At 64.8% G+C, this 21,063-nt stretch carries 18 protein-coding genes and 2 tRNA genes; 11 read left to right on the forward strand and 9 right to left on the reverse strand.

The features are described 5' to 3' along the window. The first annotated feature begins 181 nt into the window (after window positions 1-181). Window positions 182-421: a hypothetical protein gene (locus ACIGJC_RS04655; RefSeq protein WP_483710853.1), complete on the forward strand. Its 240-nt coding sequence runs from the start codon at window positions 182-184 to the stop codon at window positions 419-421. Between the two features lie 91 nt (window positions 422-512). Further along, a tRNA-Met gene (locus ACIGJC_RS04660) sits at window positions 513-588 on the forward strand. A 147-nt stretch (window positions 589-735) separates the two neighbouring features. On the opposite strand, the gene ACIGJC_RS04665 is transcribed toward ACIGJC_RS04660, so the two are convergent. Both ACIGJC_RS04665 and ACIGJC_RS04670 read right to left on the reverse strand, forming a co-directional pair. Continuing rightward, window positions 736-1,005, reverse strand: coding sequence for a hypothetical protein (locus ACIGJC_RS04665; protein ID WP_483710854.1), 270 nt, complete (start codon window positions 1,003-1,005; stop codon window positions 736-738). 66 nt (window positions 1,006-1,071) lie between these two features. Continuing rightward, window positions 1,072-1,374, reverse strand: a complete 303-nt coding sequence (locus ACIGJC_RS04670; RefSeq protein ID WP_483710855.1) for a hypothetical protein — start codon at window positions 1,372-1,374, stop codon at window positions 1,072-1,074. A gap of 359 nt (window positions 1,375-1,733) precedes the next feature. Between ACIGJC_RS04670 and ACIGJC_RS04675 the strand changes: the two genes are divergently transcribed. The 3 genes from ACIGJC_RS04675 (at window position 1,734) to lpxO (ending at window position 4,539) form a co-directional block, all read left to right on the forward strand. Next, entirely contained in the window at window positions 1,734-3,146 is a 1,413-nt protein-coding gene (locus tag ACIGJC_RS04675) for a DUF2252 domain-containing protein (RefSeq protein ID WP_483710856.1), read from the forward strand. Between the two features lie 36 nt (window positions 3,147-3,182). After that, window positions 3,183-3,488, forward strand: a complete 306-nt coding sequence (locus ACIGJC_RS04680) for a hypothetical protein (protein ID WP_483710857.1) — start codon at window positions 3,183-3,185, stop codon at window positions 3,486-3,488. Window positions 3,489-3,636: 148 nt separating this feature from the next. Beyond that, window positions 3,637-4,539: a lipid A hydroxylase LpxO gene (lpxO, locus tag ACIGJC_RS04685; protein ID WP_483710858.1), complete on the forward strand. Its 903-nt coding sequence runs from the start codon at window positions 3,637-3,639 to the stop codon at window positions 4,537-4,539. 46 nt (window positions 4,540-4,585) lie between these two features. Here lpxO and ACIGJC_RS04690 read toward each other — a convergent pair whose 3' ends face one another. Continuing rightward, the gene (locus ACIGJC_RS04690; RefSeq protein WP_483710859.1) at window positions 4,586-6,055 is read right to left on the reverse strand and encodes a sensor domain-containing diguanylate cyclase; all 1,470 of its coding nucleotides are present in this window, start codon (window positions 6,053-6,055) and stop codon (window positions 4,586-4,588) included. A gap of 180 nt (window positions 6,056-6,235) precedes the next feature. Next, the gene (locus ACIGJC_RS04695) at window positions 6,236-7,672 is read right to left on the reverse strand and encodes an aminotransferase-like domain-containing protein (RefSeq protein ID WP_483710860.1); all 1,437 of its coding nucleotides are present in this window, start codon (window positions 7,670-7,672) and stop codon (window positions 6,236-6,238) included. A 177-nt stretch (window positions 7,673-7,849) separates the two neighbouring features. On the opposite strand from ACIGJC_RS04695, the gene ACIGJC_RS04700 reads away from it, so the two are divergent. After that, on the forward strand, window positions 7,850-8,215 hold the full coding sequence (locus ACIGJC_RS04700; RefSeq protein WP_483710861.1) for a hypothetical protein: 366 nt from the start codon (window positions 7,850-7,852) through the stop codon (window positions 8,213-8,215). A gap of 122 nt (window positions 8,216-8,337) precedes the next feature. Continuing rightward, window positions 8,338-9,963 (forward strand): NAD(P)/FAD-dependent oxidoreductase, encoded by a 1,626-nt coding sequence (locus tag ACIGJC_RS04705; protein ID WP_483710862.1) that lies wholly within the window; start codon window positions 8,338-8,340, stop codon window positions 9,961-9,963. Here the strand turns inward: ACIGJC_RS04705 and ACIGJC_RS04710 are convergent, their stop codons facing one another. Then, window positions 9,964-11,235: a TIGR03862 family flavoprotein gene (locus tag ACIGJC_RS04710; RefSeq protein WP_483710863.1), complete on the reverse strand. Its 1,272-nt coding sequence runs from the start codon at window positions 11,233-11,235 to the stop codon at window positions 9,964-9,966. Between the two features lie 94 nt (window positions 11,236-11,329). On the opposite strand from ACIGJC_RS04710, the gene ACIGJC_RS04715 reads away from it, so the two are divergent. Further along, window positions 11,330-11,929, forward strand: a complete 600-nt coding sequence (locus ACIGJC_RS04715) for a DUF1415 domain-containing protein (RefSeq protein WP_483710864.1) — start codon at window positions 11,330-11,332, stop codon at window positions 11,927-11,929. On the opposite strand, the gene ACIGJC_RS04720 is transcribed toward ACIGJC_RS04715, so the two are convergent. Next, window positions 11,926-12,771 (reverse strand): class I SAM-dependent methyltransferase, encoded by an 846-nt coding sequence (locus ACIGJC_RS04720; RefSeq protein ID WP_483710865.1) that lies wholly within the window; start codon window positions 12,769-12,771, stop codon window positions 11,926-11,928. The genes ACIGJC_RS04715 and ACIGJC_RS04720 overlap by 4 nt on opposite strands. A gap of 254 nt (window positions 12,772-13,025) precedes the next feature. On the opposite strand from ACIGJC_RS04720, the gene ACIGJC_RS04725 reads away from it, so the two are divergent. The 3 genes from ACIGJC_RS04725 to ACIGJC_RS04735 all read left to right on the forward strand — a co-directional run bounded on the left by ACIGJC_RS04725 (window position 13,026) and on the right by ACIGJC_RS04735 (window position 17,236). Continuing rightward, on the forward strand, window positions 13,026-14,648 hold the full coding sequence (locus ACIGJC_RS04725; RefSeq protein WP_483710866.1) for a DUF342 domain-containing protein: 1,623 nt from the start codon (window positions 13,026-13,028) through the stop codon (window positions 14,646-14,648). Between the two features lie 238 nt (window positions 14,649-14,886). Beyond that, entirely contained in the window at window positions 14,887-15,360 is a 474-nt protein-coding gene (locus ACIGJC_RS04730) for an SRPBCC family protein (RefSeq protein ID WP_483710867.1), read from the forward strand. A gap of 319 nt (window positions 15,361-15,679) precedes the next feature. Beyond that, on the forward strand, window positions 15,680-17,236 hold the full coding sequence (locus tag ACIGJC_RS04735) for a methyl-accepting chemotaxis protein (protein WP_483710868.1): 1,557 nt from the start codon (window positions 15,680-15,682) through the stop codon (window positions 17,234-17,236). A 54-nt stretch (window positions 17,237-17,290) separates the two neighbouring features. On the opposite strand, the gene ACIGJC_RS04740 is transcribed toward ACIGJC_RS04735, so the two are convergent. The 3 genes from ACIGJC_RS04740 to ACIGJC_RS04750 form a co-directional block, all read right to left on the reverse strand. After that, window positions 17,291-19,498, reverse strand: coding sequence for an OsmC domain/YcaO domain-containing protein (locus ACIGJC_RS04740; protein WP_483710869.1), 2,208 nt, complete (start codon window positions 19,496-19,498; stop codon window positions 17,291-17,293). 231 nt (window positions 19,499-19,729) lie between these two features. After that, a tRNA-Thr gene (locus ACIGJC_RS04745) sits at window positions 19,730-19,805 on the reverse strand. Window positions 19,806-19,973: 168 nt separating this feature from the next. Next, window positions 19,974-20,999 carry a class 1 fructose-bisphosphatase gene (locus ACIGJC_RS04750; RefSeq protein ID WP_483710870.1) on the reverse strand — a complete coding sequence of 342 codons (1,026 nt, stop codon included), beginning with the start codon at window positions 20,997-20,999 and terminating at the stop codon, window positions 19,974-19,976. Window positions 21,000-21,063 lie beyond the last annotated feature (64 nt).

Raw genomic sequence — 21,063 nt, forward strand, 5'->3', positions numbered from 1 at the left:
GCAGGCGTCGGGCGCGACACCTATTCAAATTATTCCGATGCGCGCAATGGCATATAACCGGTGCCTATCTTCGTGGATTGGCGGCCATTGACGCAGATCATTTTTGACCTGGCAGTGCACTCCTACTCTGGACGTGGAGGCGGCGATATCCCGTCCGCCACGCAGTAAAGGAGTACATGCCATGCCGGAATTTGAAGGCTACAAGATCGTCTACGAAGTGACGGGCCTGCCCAAGGGCAAGTGGTCGATCGTGGTGGAGATCATCCGGAGAGAGGACGGCGAGATCCTGGCGCCACGGCACAATCCGTTTCCCAATCATCCGTTTGATACGAAACTTGAAGCGCTGGACCAGGTAAATCAATACATCGAAGCCATGCTTGCCGAAGCAGAACCCGCAGGCAAGCTGCGCCGCAGCGCATGATGATGCACGCTATAGAGAGCGGCAATTCGCGCGTGAGCAGAAATAAAGCTTGCCAATCACGCGCGGGTCTTGCATAATCTTTCTTCTCAGACGCGGGGTGGAGCAGTTGGCAGCTCGTCGGGCTCATAACCCGAAGGTCGCAGGTTCAAGTCCTGCCCCCGCAACCAACACCCTTCAGGTTCCTGGTTTCTTAGGCCGCTCGGCCAAATTTCCCAAAGCAATTCAAAAGCTTCGACCGTCAAGCACGGCGCGGTCAATTTGCGTTCGCGTTCGCGCTTAATCGGTCGTACCTCGTGAATGCCTGAGGCATCGTCCTATTTCGATGCAAGCAGGCTGGCGGCGCGCGCAAAGGTATCCCGCACCAGCGGCTGACCTTCGCGATCGGCGGCCTCCGCGCGCTCGCGCAGGCGACTCGCCAGCACGCTCAGCGTGCCGTTGTCCGCGCCGCTGCGCGATGCGGCTTCGCGCAGGACTTCATCGAGTTCGCCGCTGACATCGGCGCCGTCGAATGCGCTGACTGAAAGCGCCGAAATGCGTTCGAGATAAACGTTGACCAGCGCTTCGTCATGTTTCGGTTCGGGCATGTCTGCTCCTTGTCGACGACGGGGACACAAAGTCATTGTAGTGAAGGGGCAAGCCCCTTCCAGTACTCAGTCGTCGCGCCTGCGCCGCATAGGTTCGAGCGGAATGGGCTGGACGCGACGGCGCGCGGGACGCAAGGCCCGGGCGGGCCAGAGGACATAGTTCGTATGCGGGTCCAGCGGCTTGCCGAAGTACGACACCCAGACCTGAACGCCATGTTCGGTCTCGGCAATGACGGCAGCTACCGCGCGGGCCGCCGCGGAAGGGGATTTGAGCAGTTCGGCCAAGGCTTCGACGCCCTGGACCACATGGTGTTTGACACCGGCAAACCATACGTACTGACGCATGGCGGACAACAAACGCTTGGTCATGAACGCGACTCTTCGTTGGATTGCGAGTGAGTGAGACTGCATGTCACTCGCTTTGTTCAGTGCATCTTGCGATGCGCTCGCGAAAGGCGCGAAAACTCATGATAGGCAACACCGCGATCGAGATCGTGCGGGTTGCATCACCTGCTAGCCTGGCGGTTCCAGGAGCAGCGGGGAGCGTAGCATCTGTTGCCGCTCGGGGAAGAGAGTGATATCCCTGAGACGCTCTGCATAAACTGCCCGTACCCGTAGCGCTGTGCGTTCCACGTCTCCTGAAATTGACAAGCACCTGACCGTGCACTAGTTTGTGTTGCAGATGCTGCACAAATTGCAATCGCCGGTGCTGCCGGCATGGAGGCATCGTGGCGACAACGGAAGAGTTGGGCGATCGGCGCGAGAGCGGCAAGTCCGTGCGCAGCAAGGTGCCGCGCGGCGCGCATTTGTCGATCGGCAATGTGGACCGGGATCCGGTCGCGTTGCTGAAGATCAGCAGCGAAGGCCGCGTGCGGCAACTGGTGCCCTTGCGCTACGGCCGCATGATGGAATCCCCGTTTGCGTTCTACCGCGGCAGCGCGATCGTGCAGGCCCATGATCTCGCGGGGACGCCCAATTCCGGCTTGCACATGCAGATCTGCGGCGACTGCCACGTCGCCAACTTCGGCGGCTTTGCCACGCCCGAACGCGCGCTGCTGTTCGATGTGAACGATTTCGACGAAACCAGCATCGGTCCATGGGAATGGGATCTCAAGCGCCTGGCCGCCAGCTTTGTCGTGGCTGCCCGGCATCTTCGGCACAAGCCGGGTGTGGCCGACGATCTGGTCTACCAGCTCGTGCGCAGCTACCAGGACCGCATGCAGGCCTATTCCGAAATGGGCATCCTCGAGACCTGGTACGACCGCATTACCTTTGATCGCCTGCTGGAACAGGAGACGTCGCCCGACATCCAGAAGCGTATCCGGCGCGGCATCGAACGCGCGGCCGACCGCACCAGCGAGGCGCTGCTGCCCAAGCTGGCCGAACTGGTCGGCGACAAGTGGACGATCCTCGATGCCCCGCCGGCGGTTTTCCACGTGCGCGGCCAGCAGACGCTGTTCGACCCCGACGACGACTGGATGACGGCAACGAATGTCGATGACGTCGCCGTGAAGGTCTACCAGGAATACCTGAGCACACTCGCCCCAGACCGGCGGCGGCTGCTAAGCCATTTCACGCTCCACGACCGTGCGTTCAAGGTGGTTGGCGTGGGCAGCGTCGGCACGCGGTGCCTGATCCAGCTGATGATCGACAGCCATGGCAAACCGATCTTCCTGCAAGTGAAGGAAGCCACGCGCTCGGTAGTGGCGCGCTATTTCAAGTGTCCGGCGGCGTCGCATGAAGGCCGGCGTGTCGTGGAGGGGCAGCGGCTGATGCAGGCCGCCAGCGACCTCTTCCTGGGGTGGACCAAGGGACCCTACGGGCGCCACTTTTATGTCCGGCAACTGCGCGACATGAAACTGGCACCGCAGTTCGAGTTGATGGATGTCGAGACCCTCGGCCGATACGCCGCACTCTGCGGCTGGGTGCTGGCGCGGGCCCATGCCAAGTCCGGGGGACTTGCCGCGGAGATCAGCGGCTATCTCGGCACCGGCGACCGCATGGCCGAAGTGATGGTAGGCTATTCGAACAGCTATGCCGACCAGGTCGAAAAGGATTACGAGTGCTTCGCGGCCGCCTGCCGTTCGGGCCGGCTCGAAGCGCGCACCGAAGTCGACATGGCTGCGGATTTCCGCGTCTGACGCGGATGTGAAGCGGATTGCCAGGAGCGCTTGCCGATGACCGAAGACATCCTGATGCAACTCATGGTCGAGGCGGAGAAGGAAGACCCGATCGACTACGCCAACCTGCCGTTCGACGATGCGGCGCTGCGCCAGCTTGCGTGCAGGCTCATCGCCGAGCGCTCGAACGAACTCGAAGCCTCCGGCATGCCCGCTGAAGCCCAGCTGGCGACGTTGTGGGCGTCCACCGCCAAGCTGGTGCTTGAGAACATCGTCCTCAACGCCAGGCTGCTGACTCTGCAGGGCATGCCCGACGATGCGCGCGCGCTGATCGAGCGCATTTCGCGCCAGTCGCGCGGCTAGTCCGCGCCTAGTCCGGGACGGCCATGTGCCGCCGCCTTATCACGGTGCGGCAAGCCCCGCATTTCGCTTAAAATACGCGCTTTGGCTCCCGGCCCCGGCTGCGCACGTTCCGTGCGCGCGGGCCCATAGCCGCCTGGGAGAAATTCGGGTGATCAAGTGGATTATCGTCGCCGCGTATCTCGGCGCCATCCTGTATGTGCACTTTCGCGGCAAGGCGAGATTGCGCATCTGGCGACAGCTGCTCGACCATTCGGCGCTGGTCGCGCCGGTCAATTGCTTCATGTACGCGTTCTCGGGGGTGCCGCGCACGCCCTACATCCCGGTCGACAACTTCCCGGACCTGGAACGCATCCGCGCCGCGTGGCCGGAGATCCGTGACGAGGGCCTGGCCCTGGCCGCGATGCGCAAGATCAAGGCCGCGGAGAAGAACGACGACGCTGGCTTCAATTCGTTCTTCAAGAACGGCTGGAAGCGCTTCTACCTGAAGTGGTATGAAGCCCAGCATCCGTCGGCCGAGGCGCTGTGCCCGAAGACGGTGGCGTTGCTGCAAGGCATTCCGAGCGTGAAGGCCGCGATGTTCGCGGAACTGCCGCCGGGCGGCAAGCTCAATCCGCACCGCGACCCGTTCGCCGGTTCGTTGCGCTACCACCTGGGCCTGGCCACGCCGAACGACGACCGCTGCTTCATCGAGGTCGACGGCGAGCGCCACAGCTGGCGCGACGGGCAGGGCGTGGTGTTCGACGAAACCTACCTGCACTGGGCCGAGAACAAGAGCGACGCCAACCGGCTGATCCTGTTCTGCGACATCGAGCGCCCGATGCGCTTTGGCTGGGCCAGCAAGATCAATCACTGGCTGGGCCGCAAGGTCATGACCGCGGCAAGCTCGCCCAATGACGAGAACGACCAGACCGGCACGATCAACAAGCTGTTTCGCTTTGTCTGGCTGGCCGGGCAATATCGCCGCCGCTACAAGGCGTGGAACCGCAAGCTGTACTACGTGACGAAGTTCGGCCTGATCATCGCGGGCATCGCGCTGATCATCTACCTGTAAGCAAAGAGCCGGCAAAACGCCGGCTCTTTTGTCATGGTGAACCAGCCTAGTCCTGCCGGCGGTCCCCCCGGCCTTCGTAGTAGGCGCGCTTGGCGTCATACATGCGGCTGTCGGCAACCTTCACGACGTCGCTCAGGCGCTCGCCCTGCAGGCAGGTGGCCGCGCCAATCGAGAAGCTCAGTCCGGTGCCCGGATAGAACTGGTTGTTCAGCTCCACGACCTGTTCGATCTGCTCGACCACGGTGGCCGCGCCGCGCTCGTCGCGGCCGGGCAGCAGCACCATGAATTCATCTCCGCCGGTGCGGGCCACGCAGGCCTGTTCGCCCACGGCCTTCTTCAGGACTTCGCCGGTGCGCCGCAGCAGCGCGTCGCCGTCGCCATGCCCGAACTGGTCGTTGACCGTTTTCAGCCCGTTCAGATCGACGGCGATGACGCTGACCGGCCACGGGCCCTTGCGGCCCAGGCGTGCGAGTTCGTCTTCGTAGAAGGCGCGGTTGTAGAGCTTGGTCAGCACGTCGTGCTTGCCCAGGAACTCCACATAGGCTTCGGCCTTCTTGCGGGCCGTGATGTCGGTGAGCGACACCAGCACCTGGTCCCAGTCCTGTTCGCAGCCCGGGAACACCGACCATTGCATGAAGACGTCGACGGAGCGGCCGTCCAGCGCGTAGTTGATGACCTCGCGCTGTTGCCAGAGCTTTTCGTGCCACAGGTCGACCAGCTGCTCGGCAAAGTGAATGCGCATGTCGTCGCGGAACACATCGCCCAGGCGCGAGAGCAGGATTTCCTTGGAGGCCGCGCCGAACATCTGCAACGTCTGCTGGTTGACGTCCAGCACGCGGATTTCCTGCATGCAGCGCGACACGAAATCCGGATGCACGTTGAGGAAGGTGCGGAAATCCGTGATGCCAGCCGCGCGGACTTCGTCGAGCAGCATCTTCACGGCGCTGAAATCTTCGACCCAGAGCGACACCGGCGAATGCTCGAACAGGCCCAGCGCGTATTGCTCGCTGCGGCGCAGGTTGCGCTCGGTACGCACGCGCGCGGTGATGTCCTCGATCGACAGCAGCACGCGCTCCCAGTCGGCCTCATGGCCGGGCATGACGGTGGCTTCCAGGCGGATATCGAGGCGCTCGCCGTCGAGGGTGTAGTTCACGGTCTGGCTGGCGAAACGGTTCCCGCCATCCCAGAGCTGGCCGAGTTCTTCGACATGCTGGTCGAACATGTCGTCGCGGAAGACGGTGTCGAGATTGCCGACGAGGTCGGCGAGATCGGCGGCGCGAAACAGGTCCAGCGTGCGCCGGTTCACCGCGATCACGCGGATCCGCGACGAGCATTGCGCCACTTCGTCCGGGTTGGCCCGCAGGTAGGCCCGCAAGTCCGTCACCCCTTCGGCGCGCAGCCGCTCGAAGTGCTCGCGCACGGCGCTGAAGTCTTCCAGCCAGAGCGAGACCGGCGCCAGTTGAAACAGGTTCTGGTAGTCGTCGTCGACGCGCGACACCGCGGATGCACTGCGCAAGGCCATTCTCCCTTCTTCTTGTTGTCCCGATGATCGGCAGGGTGCAGCGGCAATGGCCAACGGTCCCGGACTCGCCAGGGACCGGTCGGCCAAGCCAGCGGCAAGGATAGGCCAGCGCAAACGAAAAAGGGGAACGGTGTTGCAAAAAGGGGAGTACCGCACGCGGTGGCGCGGCGATGGCTATGCCGCGAGCCGGTGAACGACCGACGCCACGGTGCCGAGCGCGCGCTCCAGTTGCGCCGAGCGGGGCGTGCCACAGTTGATGCGCACAAAGCCATCGCAGCGCGGGGAGTTGGAGAACATCAGGCCCGGTGCCACGTAGACGCCTTCGCGCAAGGCCTGCTGGAACACGGCTTCGGATGACACGCCTTCCGGCAGTTCGACCCACAGATGGAAGCCGCCGCGCGGCAGCGTCAACCGTGTGCCGGCAGGGAAGGTCGCGGCGATTACCTGCGCCGTCCACTCGCGCTGCTGGCGCAGCGCCAGGCGCAGCCGGCGCAGGTGGCGCTCATACGCGCCCGTCGCCATGAATTCGGCCACGACCGCCTGAGACAGCATTTCGTTGGGGCGCGACAGCGCGAACTTCAGCATTTCCACGCGTGCATGCCATTTGCCTCCGGCGATCCAGCCGAGCCGTACGCCGGGCGCCAGCGTCTTGTGCACCGACGAGCAGTAGATCACGTTGCCGGTGCGATCCCATGCCTTCGCGGCGGCCAGCGGCGTGTCGAGGTCGGCGGTTGCGGACAGGCAGTCGTCCTCGATCAGCGGCACGCCGTGGTTCTCGCACCATTGCACCAGCCGGATCTTGTGGGCGTCGGGCATGACCGAACCGAGCGGGTTCTGCAGGTTGGGCATGGCGACCACGGCGCGGATGTTGTCGTAGGTGCGCACGGCCAGTTCCAGTGCTTCCATCGAGAGGCCGGTCTGCGCGCTGCAGGGGATCTCCAGCGCGCGCATGCCCAGGCTTTCCAGGATCTGCAGCAGGCCGTAGTAGGTGGGCGATTCCACCGCAATCACGTCGCCCGGTCCGGCCACGGCGCGCAGCGCCAGTTGCAGCGCTTCGGTGCAGCCGTGGGTGATGAGTACCTCGTCCGGCGATAGCGTGAAGCGGCTGCGCAGTGCCAGCCGGGCCAGCGCCGCGCGCAAGGCCGGGTGGCCGCGCGGCACGGCAGCTTCGCCAAAGAGCGTGGCGTCGCGCCGCAGGATACGCCCGGCCGCCTGCTGGAGCGCTGCGAGCGGGTACAGCGACGGCGCGCCGCGGGCGCCGCCCAGGCTGAAGGTGGACGGGTCCTGCTGGCTGCGCGCGAGCACGGACGAGATGCGCTGGTGCATGCCGATGTACTGGGCCGGATCGGGCAGCGTCGCCGCCGGCTCGGTGATCGGCGCAAGGCGCAGGGGCGTGGTTGCTCGCACGAAGTAGCCCGAGCGCGGGCGCGCTTCCACCAGGCCGTCGCTCTCGAGCTGCCGGCATGCCTGCAGCGCGGTCGACAGGCTCACGTCATGAGCGGTCATCAACGCCCGCACCGACGGCATGCGGCGCCCCGGCGCCAGCGAGCCCGCATGGATGGCGTGGCGGTAGTGATCTGCGAGCTGCTGGTAGAGCGGGGCGGATTCCATACGGCATGATCGCCCCGCTGGCGGGGGCGCGAACAGATACAGAAGGTGGGGTTCTGCATCGTAACAGAGCAAGAAAAACTGCACTGTTGTGGTACCGGGCCGGTGTCGCTGTGGCTGTGTGGGATGAACGGGCGCCGATACGCTGGGTGCCTGTCCGAATCACGCCAGGAGCCGCTCATGCCAGCCTCGATCCCCACACCGATTTCTCCGATCCGCTATGCGCTCGGGCCCGGTCAGGCCCTCAGGCGTCACGCCTCGCGCGGCACTGTCATCCACGTGGCGGAGGGCCATGTCGAGGTGGCGCTGCCGCCGCAATGGGCTGCTGTCGGCACACTGGGCCTGCGTCACCGGCTCAGTCCCGGAGGAGTGCTTGTGCTCGGTGAGCGCGGCTGGCTGACGGTATCGGCCACCGGCGCGGCCGAGGTGATGTGGCGGGAGCCCGCGCCGGGACGCTGGCAACGCGCCTGTCGTGGATTGGCCGGATGGCTGCGCCGGCGCGCCTGGGCGGCCACCACCGGCCCCTTCAAGGCGGAAACCCGATAGAATGGCGCACCCGGCCGGCCTTGCCCGGCCGGTTGCCCTTTTCTGGTCCGCTCCTGATGCCCCGTGGCACGGATAGCGCGGCCGTTCCGGCTACGACTGTGGCCGCATCCTCGCAGGTTTCCATGCTCCGCCTTTCCGAACTCAAGCTCTCCCTCGAACACACCGAAGACGATCTCGACCACGCCGTGCGCGGGGCGCTGGCGCAGATCGGCGTGAAGGGCGACGGGCTTGTGCAATACACCGTGTTCCGCCGCGCGCACGACGCGCGCAAGCGCTCCGACATCAAGCTCACCTACATCATCGACATCGAGGTGAAGGACGAGCCCGCCGCCATCAAGCGCATGGCCGGCAAGCCCAACTGGAGCGTGGCGCCCGACATGGCGTACCACTTCGTTGCGCAGGCGCCGCAGGGCGGCAATGCCGGCAATACGCCGCGTCCGGTAGTGATCGGCATGGGGCCGTGCGGCCTGCTGGCCGGTCTGCTCCTGGCGCAGATGGGCTTCCGCCCGATCATCCTGGAACGTGGCAAGGAAGTGCGCGAGCGCACCCGCGACACCTTCGGCCTGTGGCGCAAGAGCGTGCTGAACCCGGAGTCGAACGTGCAGTTCGGCGAAGGCGGTGCGGGCACGTTCTCGGATGGCAAGCTGTACAGCCAGATCAAGGATCCGAAGCATTACGGCCGCAAGGTGCTCAACGAGTTCGTGCGCGCCGGCGCGCCGGAAGACATCCTGTACAAGGCGCGTCCGCACATCGGCACGTTCCGGCTGGTGAGCATGGTCGAGAAGATGCGCGCCGAGATCCGCGAGCTGGGCGGCGAGGTCCGCTTCGAGACCCGCGTCGACGATCTCGATATCGATCAGGGCAAGCTGCGTGGCCTGAAACTGTCCACGGGCGAGTACCTGGCCGCAGAGCACGTCATCCTCGCGGTGGGGCACAGCGCGCGCGACACCTTCGAGGTGCTGCACAAGCGTGGCGTGTTCATGGAGGCCAAGCCGTTCTCGCTCGGCTTCCGCATCGAGCATCCGCAGGGACTGATCAACCGCAGCCGCTTCGGCAAGTTCGCCGGCAACAAGCTGCTCGGCGCGGCCGACTACAAGGTGGTGCACCACTGCAGCAACGGCCGTTCGGTGTACAGCTTCTGCATGTGCCCGGGCGGCACCGTGGTGGCCGCCGCCTCGGAGCCGGGCCGCGTGGTGACCAATGGCATGAGCCAGTACAAGCGCGCGGAGCGCAACGCGAACGCGGGCATCGTGGTGGGCATCACGCCGCAGGATTACCCCGGCGGTCCGCTGGCCGGCGTCGAGTTCCAGCGCAAGTGGGAAGAGCGCGCCTTTGAACTGGGCGGACGCAACTACAACGCGCCGGGCCAGCTGGTGGGCGACTTCATCGCGCGCCGGGCATCGACTTCGCTCGGTTCGGTCGAGCCGTCCTACAAGCCGGGTGTGACCCCGACCGACCTCAGCACCGCGCTGCCCGACTACGTTATCGACGCCATTCGCGAAGCGCTGCCGGAACTCGACAAGAAGATTGCCGGCTTTGCCATGCACGATGCGGTGCTGACGGGCGTGGAAACGCGCACGTCGTCGCCGCTGCGCATCGAGCGCAAGGCGGACTATCAGAGCGTGAATGTGGAAGGCCTGTATCCGGCCGGCGAGGGCGCCGGCTATGCGGGCGGGATCTACTCGGCCGCGATCGACGGCATCGAAGTGGCCGAGGCCGTGGCGCTGGCCATCGTCAACGGGCGCTGATCAGCGCGCGGCGAGCCACTGCGCCGCGCCCTGGCCAGCGGTGCGGCCGCTCGCGAAGCACGCTGTCAGCAGGTAGCCGCCGGTCGGGGCTTCCCAATCCAGCATCTCGCCCGCGCAGAACACGCCGGGCAGCGCGTCCAGCATCAGGCTGGCGTTCATCGCTTCAAAACGCACGCCGCCCGCGCAGCTGATGACCTCGTCGATCGGCCGTGCGCGCAACAGGCGCAGCGGCAGTGCCTTGATCGATGCCGCCAGCGTCGCGGTGTCCTGCATGGCTTCCTTCGACAGGCACTCGCGCAGCAGGCTGGCTTTCACACCGGTAATGCCAAGCCGGCTCTGCAGGTGGCTTGACAGCGAGCGCGAGCCACGCGGGTGCGATACCTCGGCCAGCACGCGCTGCGCATCATGATCGGGCAGCAGGTCCAGGTGGACGATGGCTTCGCCGTCGCGCTCGATCCGGTCGCGGATGGGCGCGGACAGCGCGTACACCAGGCTGCCTTCGATGCCGCCCGCGCTGATCACGAACTCGCCCTGGCGATAGTGCGCGTTGCCCTGCGTATCGGTCACCGCCAGCGCAACCGGCTTGACCGGATGGCCGGCATGGCGCTCGGCAAACATCGTGCTCCAGTTGGCATCGAAACCGCAGTTCGCCGGCCGCAGCGCGGCGATATCCACGCCATGGCGGGCGAGCAACTGCACCCACGCGCCATCGGAGCCAAGCCGTGCCCAGCTGGCGCCGCCCAGCGCCAGGAGTACGGCATCGGCGCGCACTTGCTGCTCGCCTTGCGGCGTGGCAAAGCGCAGCGCGCGCGCCGCATCGTCAGTCCAGCCGAGCCAGCGGTGTCGCATATGGAACTGCACGCCGGCTTCACGCAGCCGGTGCAGCCACGCGCGCAGCAGCGGGGCAGCCTTCATGTCGGTGGGAAAGACGCGGCCGGAGCTGCCGACGAAGGTCTCGATACCCAGTTCGTGTACCCAGTCGCGCAAGGCTTGCGCGCCAAAGTCCGCCAGCATCGGCGTGATTTGCGCGGTGCGTTCGCCGTAGCGCGACAGGAATGCCGGTTCCGGTTCGGCATGCGTGAGGTTCATGCCGCTCTTGCCAGCCATCAGGAATTTGCGTCCCACCGATGCCATGGCATCAAATACGTGTACCTGGACGCCACGTGCAGCCAGTACCTCGGCCGCCATCAGCCCCGCGGGACCGCCGCCAATCACCGCGGCTTCAACCGGCAGGATGGTGGGCGTGGCGGCAAGCGTATCGGTGGGCGGCATGGCAAGGCGGGAATGAATGGCAGGGGCGTGCTACGCCGCGGATTATAGAGCCTGCGGCAGCGCTAAAATGGTGCTTTGTCCCGGTCTTGCCGCCATGCCGTCTTCCGTCACCGATCAAGATGCCGTCATTGCCGCCACGCGCCACTGGCTGGCGCGCGCGGTCATCGGGCTCAATCTCTGCCCGTTTGCCAAGAGCGTGTATGTGAAGGAGCAGGTCCGCTACGTGGTCTGCGAAGCTACCGAAGCCCCCGACGTGCTCGACGTGCTGGAGCGCGAGCTGACGCTCCTGGCGGAGACCGACCCCGCACAGGTCGACACCACGCTGCTGATCATGCTCCGTGCGGTGCCCGACTTTCTCGACTTCAACGACCTGCTGTTCTTCGCCGAGCGCCTGCTCAAAAGCCTGCGCCTGGAAGGCATGCTGCAGATCGCGAGCTTCCACCCGCAGTACCAGTTCGAAGGGACGGAGCCGGACGATATCGAGAACTACACCAACCGCGCGCCGTATCCGATCCTGCATCTGCTGCGCGAGGACAGCATTGCCCGCGCCGCCGCGGCGTTTCCCGACGCGGCCGATATCTACGAGCGCAACATGGAGACCATGCGCCGCCTGGGCCATGAAGGTTGGCAGCGCTGGATGGACGGTGACGACGCCGGCGACGATGGCTCGGCGCCGCGCCAGGCGGACGCTTAGTTCGTCGCTGGCTCGGGCGCGGCGAAGAACCGCTCGCGCATTTCTTCAAGCCCCAGCGTGGCGAGCACGTTGTCCAGCCGCTCGGCGGGACGGCGGCGCGGCAAGTCCTTGAACTGGGCGATGATCAGCTCGTTCTTCATTGAGTGTTCCCAGCCGACCAGTTCGGTCACGCTGACCTGGTAGCCGTGCGCCTCCAGCTGCAGGCAGCGCAGCACATTGGTCACCTGGCTTCCGAATTCACGCGTGTGCAGCGGATGGCGCCAGATCTCGGTCAGCGGGTTGCCGGCCAGCAGGCGTCCCTTGTTCTTGCGCAGCACGCTCGCGACCTCGGCCTGGCAGCACGGCACCAGCACGATGTGCCGGGCACGCTTGGCCAGCGCGAAGCGAATGGCGTCGTCGGTGGCCGTGTTGCAGGCGTGCAGCGCCGTGACCACGTCGACCGTCTCCGGCAGCGCCGGCGAGGTGATGGAGTCGGCCACCGACAGGTTCAGGAACGACATGCCTGGAAATCCAAGGCGCGTGGCCAGTGCCTGCGAGTTCTGCACCAGTTCTTCACGCGTTTCGATGCCGAAAATGTGCGACTGGTCGTGCAGGCTCTTGAAGAACAGGTCGTACAGGATAAAGCCCAGGTACGACTTGCCGGCGCCGTGGTCGACCAGCGTGACGGCATCGCGCTCGGACTTGACCTCCTGCAGCAGCGGTTCGATGAACTGGAACAGGTGGTAGACCTGCTTGAGCTTGCGCCGGCTGTCCTGGTTCATCTTGCCGTCGCGCGTCAGGATATGGAGCTCCTTGAGCAGCTCGATCGACTGGCCGGGACGGATTTCGTGGGTATTTGCCATGACTGCGGGGATTCGGGAGGCGGCGGACGCCTCGGAAGCCAACAGTTTACCGAAAACGCAGCGCCCGTCTGCCATACCATCCGGGACGTCAATGGAAGCCCCGATTTGCCCTGCCTCAAGTTTTGTCTCCAGATGCCGTAGGTATTCGATTGACAACAAGCGGACGTGCGCTCGAGCGCACCGGCCCGGACTGACTGTGCCTGGATCAGGTGCAGCGCGTGGGCGCCGCCGTACAAAGCGAATTTGGGGGACTCATGAGTCACGAGTCGGGTTTGCGCCTGGAGCTCAGTGAGCCGGGCGAGCAGGTGCGCGCACGCTACGTACCCGAGACGGGCCGGTTGCCTCCGGACCACACCGCGTTCCGGGAATGCCTGGCCAGCCATGGCTGGGAGCAGGCGCGGCTGGACCCGCGCGCCATTGCGAAATTCCTCGGCCAGTGCCAGCAAGCCGATCGCGAGATCGATGCCACGGTCGGCGCGCTGATCGACGGTGCGTTCGAACTCGACATCAGCGACGATCGCCTGTCCGTGCGCCTGACGCTGATGCGTCCCGAAGGCGGCCGCGCCGTGACCGGGGTGGAAATCCGGCGTGCCGTCGCCGAACGGGGCGTGACGGCCCAAGTCCAGTCGCTGGTCCTGGAAGCCACCCTTGCGGAGGGTGCCTGCGAACTGCGCGAGATCGCGGCGGGCATCGCCCCGCGGCAAGGCCAGCCGGCGCGCTTCGTTAACTTGCTGCAACCCCGCAAGCCCGCGCAGGCCGACGACGACGCCCCCATGGACCTGCGCGAACTCGGCAACCTGATGCTGGTCAGCCCCGGTACGCCGCTGATGCGCCGCGTTCCGGCCGAGCCCGGCAGCGACGGCGTTGATGTTTTTGGCAAGGCGCTGGCCGCCGACCCCGTCGAAGACACGCCGTTTGCCGAAGGACTGACCGGTGCCGCGGCCGATCCCAACGATCCCGACCTGCTGATCGCCGTCCTCGCTGGCTCGCCGGTGGTGGGCATGCACGGCATCGCGGTCAGCCCGGTGGTGCAGGTGGAATCCGTCGACCTGCACTCGGGCAATGTGGCGTTCGATGGCACGCTGCGGGTGTCGGGCGACATCCGCACCGGCATGTCGGTGAAGGTTACCGGCGACGTGGTCGTGGACGGTGTCATCGAAGCCGCGACGATCGAGGCGGGCGGCAGCATCGTGGTCAAGGGCGGCATCATCGGCAAGGCCGAGACCGGACACGGACATGCGGACCCGGGCGGCACCATCAGCCGCGCCAGCGTGCGCTGCCAGGGTGCGGTGCAGGCGCGTTTCATCGAAAACGCGGTGGTCGAGGCAGGTACGGAGGTCAACGTCGAAAGCGGCATCCGCCAGAGCGATGTGGCTGCGGGCGAGCGCATCGTCGTGGGCGGGACCAGCGGCACAGGCAGCATCAGCGGCGGCCGCAGCCGTGCGCTGCTGGCGGTGCGTGCGGCGGTGTTCGGCGCGCCCGCGGGCACCGCCACAATCGTGCAGGTCGGCGTGAACCCGTACGCGGATGCCCAGCGCGCGGCGCTCGAGGCTGGGCGCCGGCGTCTGCTCGAGGAGCAGAACAAGGTCAAGCAACTCGTGGCCTTCTTTGCCAAGAACCCGGAACGCGCGGTGGACGACGTGCGCGAAAAGGCGCGGGCCACGCTGTTCAAATCGTCGCGCGACCTGTTCGAGCTCGAGGAGAAGATCGCCAGGCTGGGCGAGCAGATGCAACCCGCGGCGGGGGCGGTGATCGACGCCGCCCGCCGCATTCATGGCGGCGTGACGCTGCAGGTGGGCAACCGCGTGCTCAAGGTGATGGAAGACAAGCCTGGCGCACAGATCCGCCTGATCGATGACCGCATTGCGGTGACCTGAGCGGCATGGCCGCGGCCTGCGGCTGGCGTCCGGCGGAATTTGTACTAAGCTGCAGAGGTGTCCTGGGGTGCCGCAGGATAGGCGATGGCTAGTGTTGGGCAGTGAATGCAGAAGCGGATCAGCAATCCGTAGAAGCGTTACACGGAACCGACTCACGTGGCACTGAATTCCCGAAGGCCAGCGCGCGCGCTGGCCTTTCTGTTACTGCACGCCGCCCGTGCATGCCAAGGAGAACCAGATGAGCAGTAAGCAGGACCTCGACCTGGCGATTTCCCGCGTGCTGAAGGCGCCGCGCGATCTCGTCTGGAAAGCCTGGACCGACCCGAACCACCTGAAGGAATGGTGGTGCCCGAAGCCGTGGACCACCGAAGTCCTCGCTTTCGATTTCGTGCCCGGGGGGGGCTTCCACACGCTGATGCACGGCCCTGGCGGCGAAACCAGCGACAATCCTGGCGTCTTCCTCGACATGGTGCCGCACTCGCGCATCGTCTGGACCACCGGGCTAGTGGCGCAATGGCGCCCGGCCAACAACCCGTGGCTGCCGATGACCGCCTATATCACCATGGACGACGAGGGCGACGGCACGCGCTACGTGGCCACCGTCCTGCACAAGGACAAGGCGACGCGCGACCAGCATGAGGAGATGGGATTCTTCGAAGGCTGGGGGACTTGCATCGCGCAGCTCGAGGCGTATGCGCAGTCACTGAAATAAGGTTCATCGCGGCGCCGGTGTTGGTTGGCGCAGACAGCAAAAGGCCCCGGAAGCACCGCGCTTCCGGGGCCTTCTTCTTTTCCGCGTGCCGGCGCCCCAGGCGGGGTATTGGCTGCGCGATTGCAATCCACCGGAAGGGGTAGGCATGGCCCGCGCTTGCGCGCCGTCAAGCCGGAGCGATGTTGGGCATGCGCCGCATCGTGCTGTCACGGCCGATCGTGAATACTCCTCGCGGCCCCGCCACCGGGGGTAGGCGGGATGGATCGGCTTCGCGCGAGAAGTCGAGGGCAAGGTTGCAACGACACAGACAACCAGCATCATGAGATTGAATCTACCGGTCACCGATCACGAATACCAATTGCCATCGGACGAGGTCATCATCACGAGGACCGATGCGCAGGGCAATATCCAATACGCCAACCAGGCGTTCTTTCGCAGCAGCGGGTATGGGCGTGACGAGGTCATGGGCCAGCCGCAGAACCTCATCCGCCACCCCGATATGCCGGCCGCCGCCTTCGCCGACCTCTGGGCGACGGTCCGTGCCGGTACGCCCTGGACGGGCGTGGTCAAGAACCGGCGCAAGGACGGCGGCTTCTACTGGGTGCTTGCCAACGTCACGCCAGTGTTCAGTGATGGCGAACTTGCCGGCTACCTGTCGGTGAGAACCGCGCCGACGGCGGCGCAGATCGCCGCGGCAACCAGGCTCTATGCCGACCTCAAGCGCGGGGTCCGGTCACGCTGGCGACTCTCCGGTGGCGAGGCATTTCGCAAGGGCGCGGCCGGTGTGGTGCAGCGCCTGTTGCGGCTGCCGGTGGTGGCGCGGCTGCTTGTCGTCCAGTCCGTGCAGGTCGTGCTGATCGCGCTGGCGGCGGCGAGCGCCACGGTGTGGGCGGCACCCCCGGCCATCACCTGGGCGCTGGCTGGCGCGGCGGTGGCCATGTGCGGAGCCGCAGCCTGCTACCTGGCGCTCAATATCCTGCGGCCCGTGATGCGCCTGAACCGCAGCGCGCTGGCGGTGCTGTCCGGCCAGTTGCGGCATCGTTTTCCCGAGTGCGGCGACGCGCAGACGCGCCTGCTCGGCCGTTTCCTGAACCAGATGAATGCGCGGCTGGTGGGCGTGCTGCTCGATACGCGCAACTCGATCGAGAGCGTGTGGCAGTCGTCGGCAGGCCTGGCCAGCGGCAACGCCGACCTGTCGGAGCGCACCGAGCAACAGGCCAGCGCCATCGAGGAAACCACGGCCACGCTGGCGCAGATCACCGAAACCGCGCGGCAGAATGCCAGCGACGCCGAACAGGCCCATCAGGAAGGGCGCCGCACGGCCGAGGCGGCCTCCGCGGCAGCGGGCGGCGTGCGCCGCTCGGCGTCGCTGATGGAGCGGCTGACGACGCAATCGCGCAAGATCGCCGAGATCACGTCCGTGATCGATGACATCGCCATCCAGACCAACCTGCTCGCCCTGAACGCCGCGGTCGAGGCCGCGCGCGCCGGCCAGCATGGTCGAGGCTTTGCCGTGGTGGCGGGAGAGGTGCGGTCTCTGGCCCAGCGCGCCGAAGCGGCCGCGAAGCAGATCAAGGCACTGATCGAAAACTCGCTCGAAGTCGTGCAGGCGAGCAGCGAGGCGGCCATCAGCGCCGGCGGCGAGATGGACCGCGTCGAGCAATCGGTATCGGCGCTGACGCGGACGATTTCGGCCATTGCCAGTGCCAGCCGCGGGCAGAGCGTGGAGATCGAGCAGACCAGCGCGGCGGTCGAGCAGATGACGCAGATCACGCAGATGAACGCGGCACTGGTCGAGGAATCGGCCGCGGCGGCGATGGGGCTGAAGCAGCAGGCGCAGGCGCTGGAGGATGCGGTGAATGTGCTGGCGAGCTAGGTGCTGAGTGCGCACGGAGAAAGCAAGGGGGAACGCCTCCCCCGCCATGCCTCTTCAACCCTTGGCTGAAGCCGCTGCCTTGGCCCGCGCCGTATGCAACTTGTTGTAGCTGTCGATCACGCGCTGGTGCCTGTCGAGGCCCTCCAGTTTCATGCTGGTGGGTGTCAGGCCAAAGAAGCGCACGCTGCCGTCCACCGAGCCCAGCGCCGCGTCCATCCGCGCGTTGCCATACATCCGGCGGAAATTGACCTCGTAGTCGTCCAGTTCCAGGTCGTCGTCGAGCAGCACTTCCAGCACGACATTCAAGGCCTGGTAAAACAATCCGCGCTCGACCGAGTTGTCGTTGTACTGCAGGAAGGCGCCCACCAGCTCGTGCGCCTCTTCGAGTTGATGCAGGGCGAGATGAATGAGCAGCTTCAGCTCGATCACTGTCAGCTGGCCCCAGTCCGTGTTCTCGTCAAATTCGATGCCGATCAACGTGGCGATGTCGGAGTATTCATCGAGCTCATTGCTATCCAGGCGCTCGAGCAGCGCTTCCAGGCTGGCGTCGTCCAGCCGATGCAGGTTCAGGATATCCGCGCGGAACAACAGCGCCTTGTTGGTGTTATCCCAGACCAGGTCATCGACGGGATAAATCTCCGAATAGCCCGGCACCAGGATCCGGCAAGCCACGGCGCCGAGCTGGTCATACACCGCCATGTACACCTCCTTGCCCATGTCTCCGAGAATGCCGAGCAAGGTCGCGGCTTCCTCGGCGTTGGAGTTCTCGCCCTGGCCGGAAAAATCCCATTCGACGAAATCGAAATTCGCTCTGGCGCTGAAGAAGCGCCAAGACACCACACCGCTGGAATCAATGAAATGTTCGACGAAGTTATTTGGCTCGGTCACGGCGTTGCTGACAAAGCTGGGCTGAGGCAAATCGTTCAGGCCTTCAAAACTGCGCCCCTGCAGCAATTCCGTCAGACTCCGTTCCAGCGCCACTTCGAAGCTCGGATGCGCACCGAAGGAAGCAAAGACACCGCCGGTTCGCGGGTTCATCAAGGTGACGCACATCACCGGGTAGGTTCCGCCGAGCGACGCATCCTTCACCAGCACGGGAAAGCCTTGCTCTTCCAGCGCCTGGATGCCAGCCAGAATGCCTGGATATTTCGCCAGCACTTCTTGCGGCACATCCGGCAGTGCCATTTCACCTTCCAGAATTTCGCGCTTTACCGCGCGTTCGAAAATTTCGGACAGGCATTGGACTTGCGCTTCAGCCAGGGTATTGCCAGCGCTCATGCCATTGCTGACGTACAGGTTTTCGACCAGGTTCGACGGGAAATACACCACTTCGCCATCAGACTGCCGCACAAACGGCAGTGAACAAATGCCGCGCTGCGTATTGCCCGAATTGGTGTCGTACAGATGCGATCCACGCAACTCGCCATCGGGGTTGTAGATGGACCGGCAGTATTCATCGAGAATTTCGGCCGGCAACGCATCTTTGCGTCCGGGCTTGAACCAGCGCTCGTTCGGATAATGCACAAACGCCGCATTGGCGATGTCTTCGCCCCAGAACGTGCCGCCATAGAAATGGTTGCAATTGAGGCGTTCGATAAATTCTCCCAGCGCCGATGCCAACGCGCTTTCCTTGGTTGCTCCCTTGCCATTGGTAAAGCACATCGGCGAGTGCGCATCGCGGATATGCAGCGACCACACATTGGGAACGATATTGCGCCACGAAGCGATTTCAATCTTCATGCCCAGGCCCGCCAAAATACCCGACATATTGGCGATGGTTTGCTCCAGTGGCAGATCCTTGCCCGCAATATAGGTGCTGGCGTCAGCAGCCGGCTTCAACGTCAGCAGCGACTGGGCATCGGCATCCAGGTTCTCGACCTCTTCAATCACGAACTCGGGCCCAGCCTGCACCACCTTCTTCACCGTGCAACGATCGATGGAGCGCAAAATGCCCTGGCGGTCTTTCTCGGAAATATCGGTCGGCAACTCGACCTGGATCTTGAAAATCTGCTGGTAACGATTTTCCGGGTCAACAATATTATTCTGCGACAGGCGGATATTATCGGTCGGAATGTTGCGGGTCGCGCAGTACAACTTGACAAAATAAGCCGCGCACAAGGCCGACGAAGCCAGGAAATAATCGAACGGACCAGGTGCCGAGCCGTCTCCTTTATAGCGGATAGGCTGGTCGGCGATTACCGTGAAGTCATCGAACTTGGCTTCAAGACGGAGCTTGTCGAGAAAGTTGACCTTGATTTCCATGGGGTACTCCAAAAACGGTGCTCAATATGATGCGGCCGCTCGCATTCTACCCAGACGGCAACCCGGCCGAAGCAGGCTGCACGCCCGGAGCGCCGGGGGACTGATTTGTCCGGGAGCGTTGGGGGTAAGGATCGCGCGAGGAGGGCGCCTGTGGAGCGGATGAAGCCCCTACACAATGTCCAGAAACAACAAAGCCCAACCGGTGTGGCTGGGCTAAGTGCTTGTTTTGAATGGTGCCGAAGAGAGGAATCGAACCCCCGACCTTCTCATTACGAATGAGCTGCTCTACCGACTGAGCTACTTCGGCAACACGTTCCGTTGAACTGGAACAGCCCGCAATCATAGCAGCGCTCTTGCCGCACTGCAAATATTTTTTGTGTCGTGCTGGCTATCCATGACGGGGTGGGGCGGCGCCGGAAAGCAGACAGGGCGCCCGAAGGCGCCCTGTCTGGGGAAGGGTGTGGACGCCCCAGCGTCAGCCTTGCTGCTGGGCCGCCGCTGCTTCGTGGTGATAGCGCGTGACGCGCTCCACTTCGTTCTTCGACCCGAGGATCACCGACACGCGCTGGTGCAGTTTTTCGGGCTGCACGTCCAGGATGCGGATGTCGCCATTGGTGGCGGCGCCACCGGCCTGCTCGACCAGCATTGCCATCGGGTTGGCTTCATACATCAGGCGCAGCTTGCCGGCCTTCTGCGGCTCGCGCTTGTCCCACGGGTACATGAAGACGCCGCCGCGCGTGAGGATGCGGTGCACGTCCGCGACCATCGAGGCGATCCAGCGCATGTTGAAGTTCTTGCCGCGCGGGCCTTCCTCGCCGGCCAGGCATTCGTCGATGTACTTGCGCACCGGCGGGGCCCAGTGGCGCATATTGGACATGTTGATGGCGAATTCCTTGGTGTCCTCGGGAATCTGCACATCGGACTGCGTCAGGATGAAGCTGCCGGCTTCGCGGTCCAGCGTGAATACATGCACGCCGTTGCCGACGGTCAGCACCAGCGTGGTCTGCGGGCCGTACACGGCGTAGCCGGCGGCCACCTGGTGCGTGCCTGGCTGCAGGAAGTCGGCCTCGGTCACGGTCTGGCCCGGCTTGGGCATGTGCAGCACCGAGAAAATGGTGCCGATCGACACGTTGACGTCAATATTGGACGAGCCGTCGAGCGGGTCGAACATCAGCAGGTATTCGCCCTTCGGATAGCGGTTGGGAATCTCGTAGAACGATTCCATCTCTTCCGAGGCCATGGCGGCGAGATGGCCGCCCCATTCGTTGGCGTCGAGCAGCACTTCGTTGGCGATCACGTCCAGCTTCTGCTGGGTTTCGCCCTGCACGTTGCCGGTGCCGGCGGAGCCGAGCACGCCGGCCAGCGCGCCCTTGTTGACGGCGTTGGAAATGGCCTTGCAGGCGCGCGCCACCACTTCGATCAGCAGCCGCAGTTCGGGCTGGATCGTGTTGTGCTTGCGCTGCTCTTCGACCAGGTAGCGGGTCAGGCTGATGCGAGTCATGATGGTTCTCCTTGGATGGCCGCAATTCTACATGTGCCGCGAGGGCCAGCGCCGCGCCGGCGCT

Source organism: Cupriavidus sp. C3SS-1, from assembly GCF_057073755.1.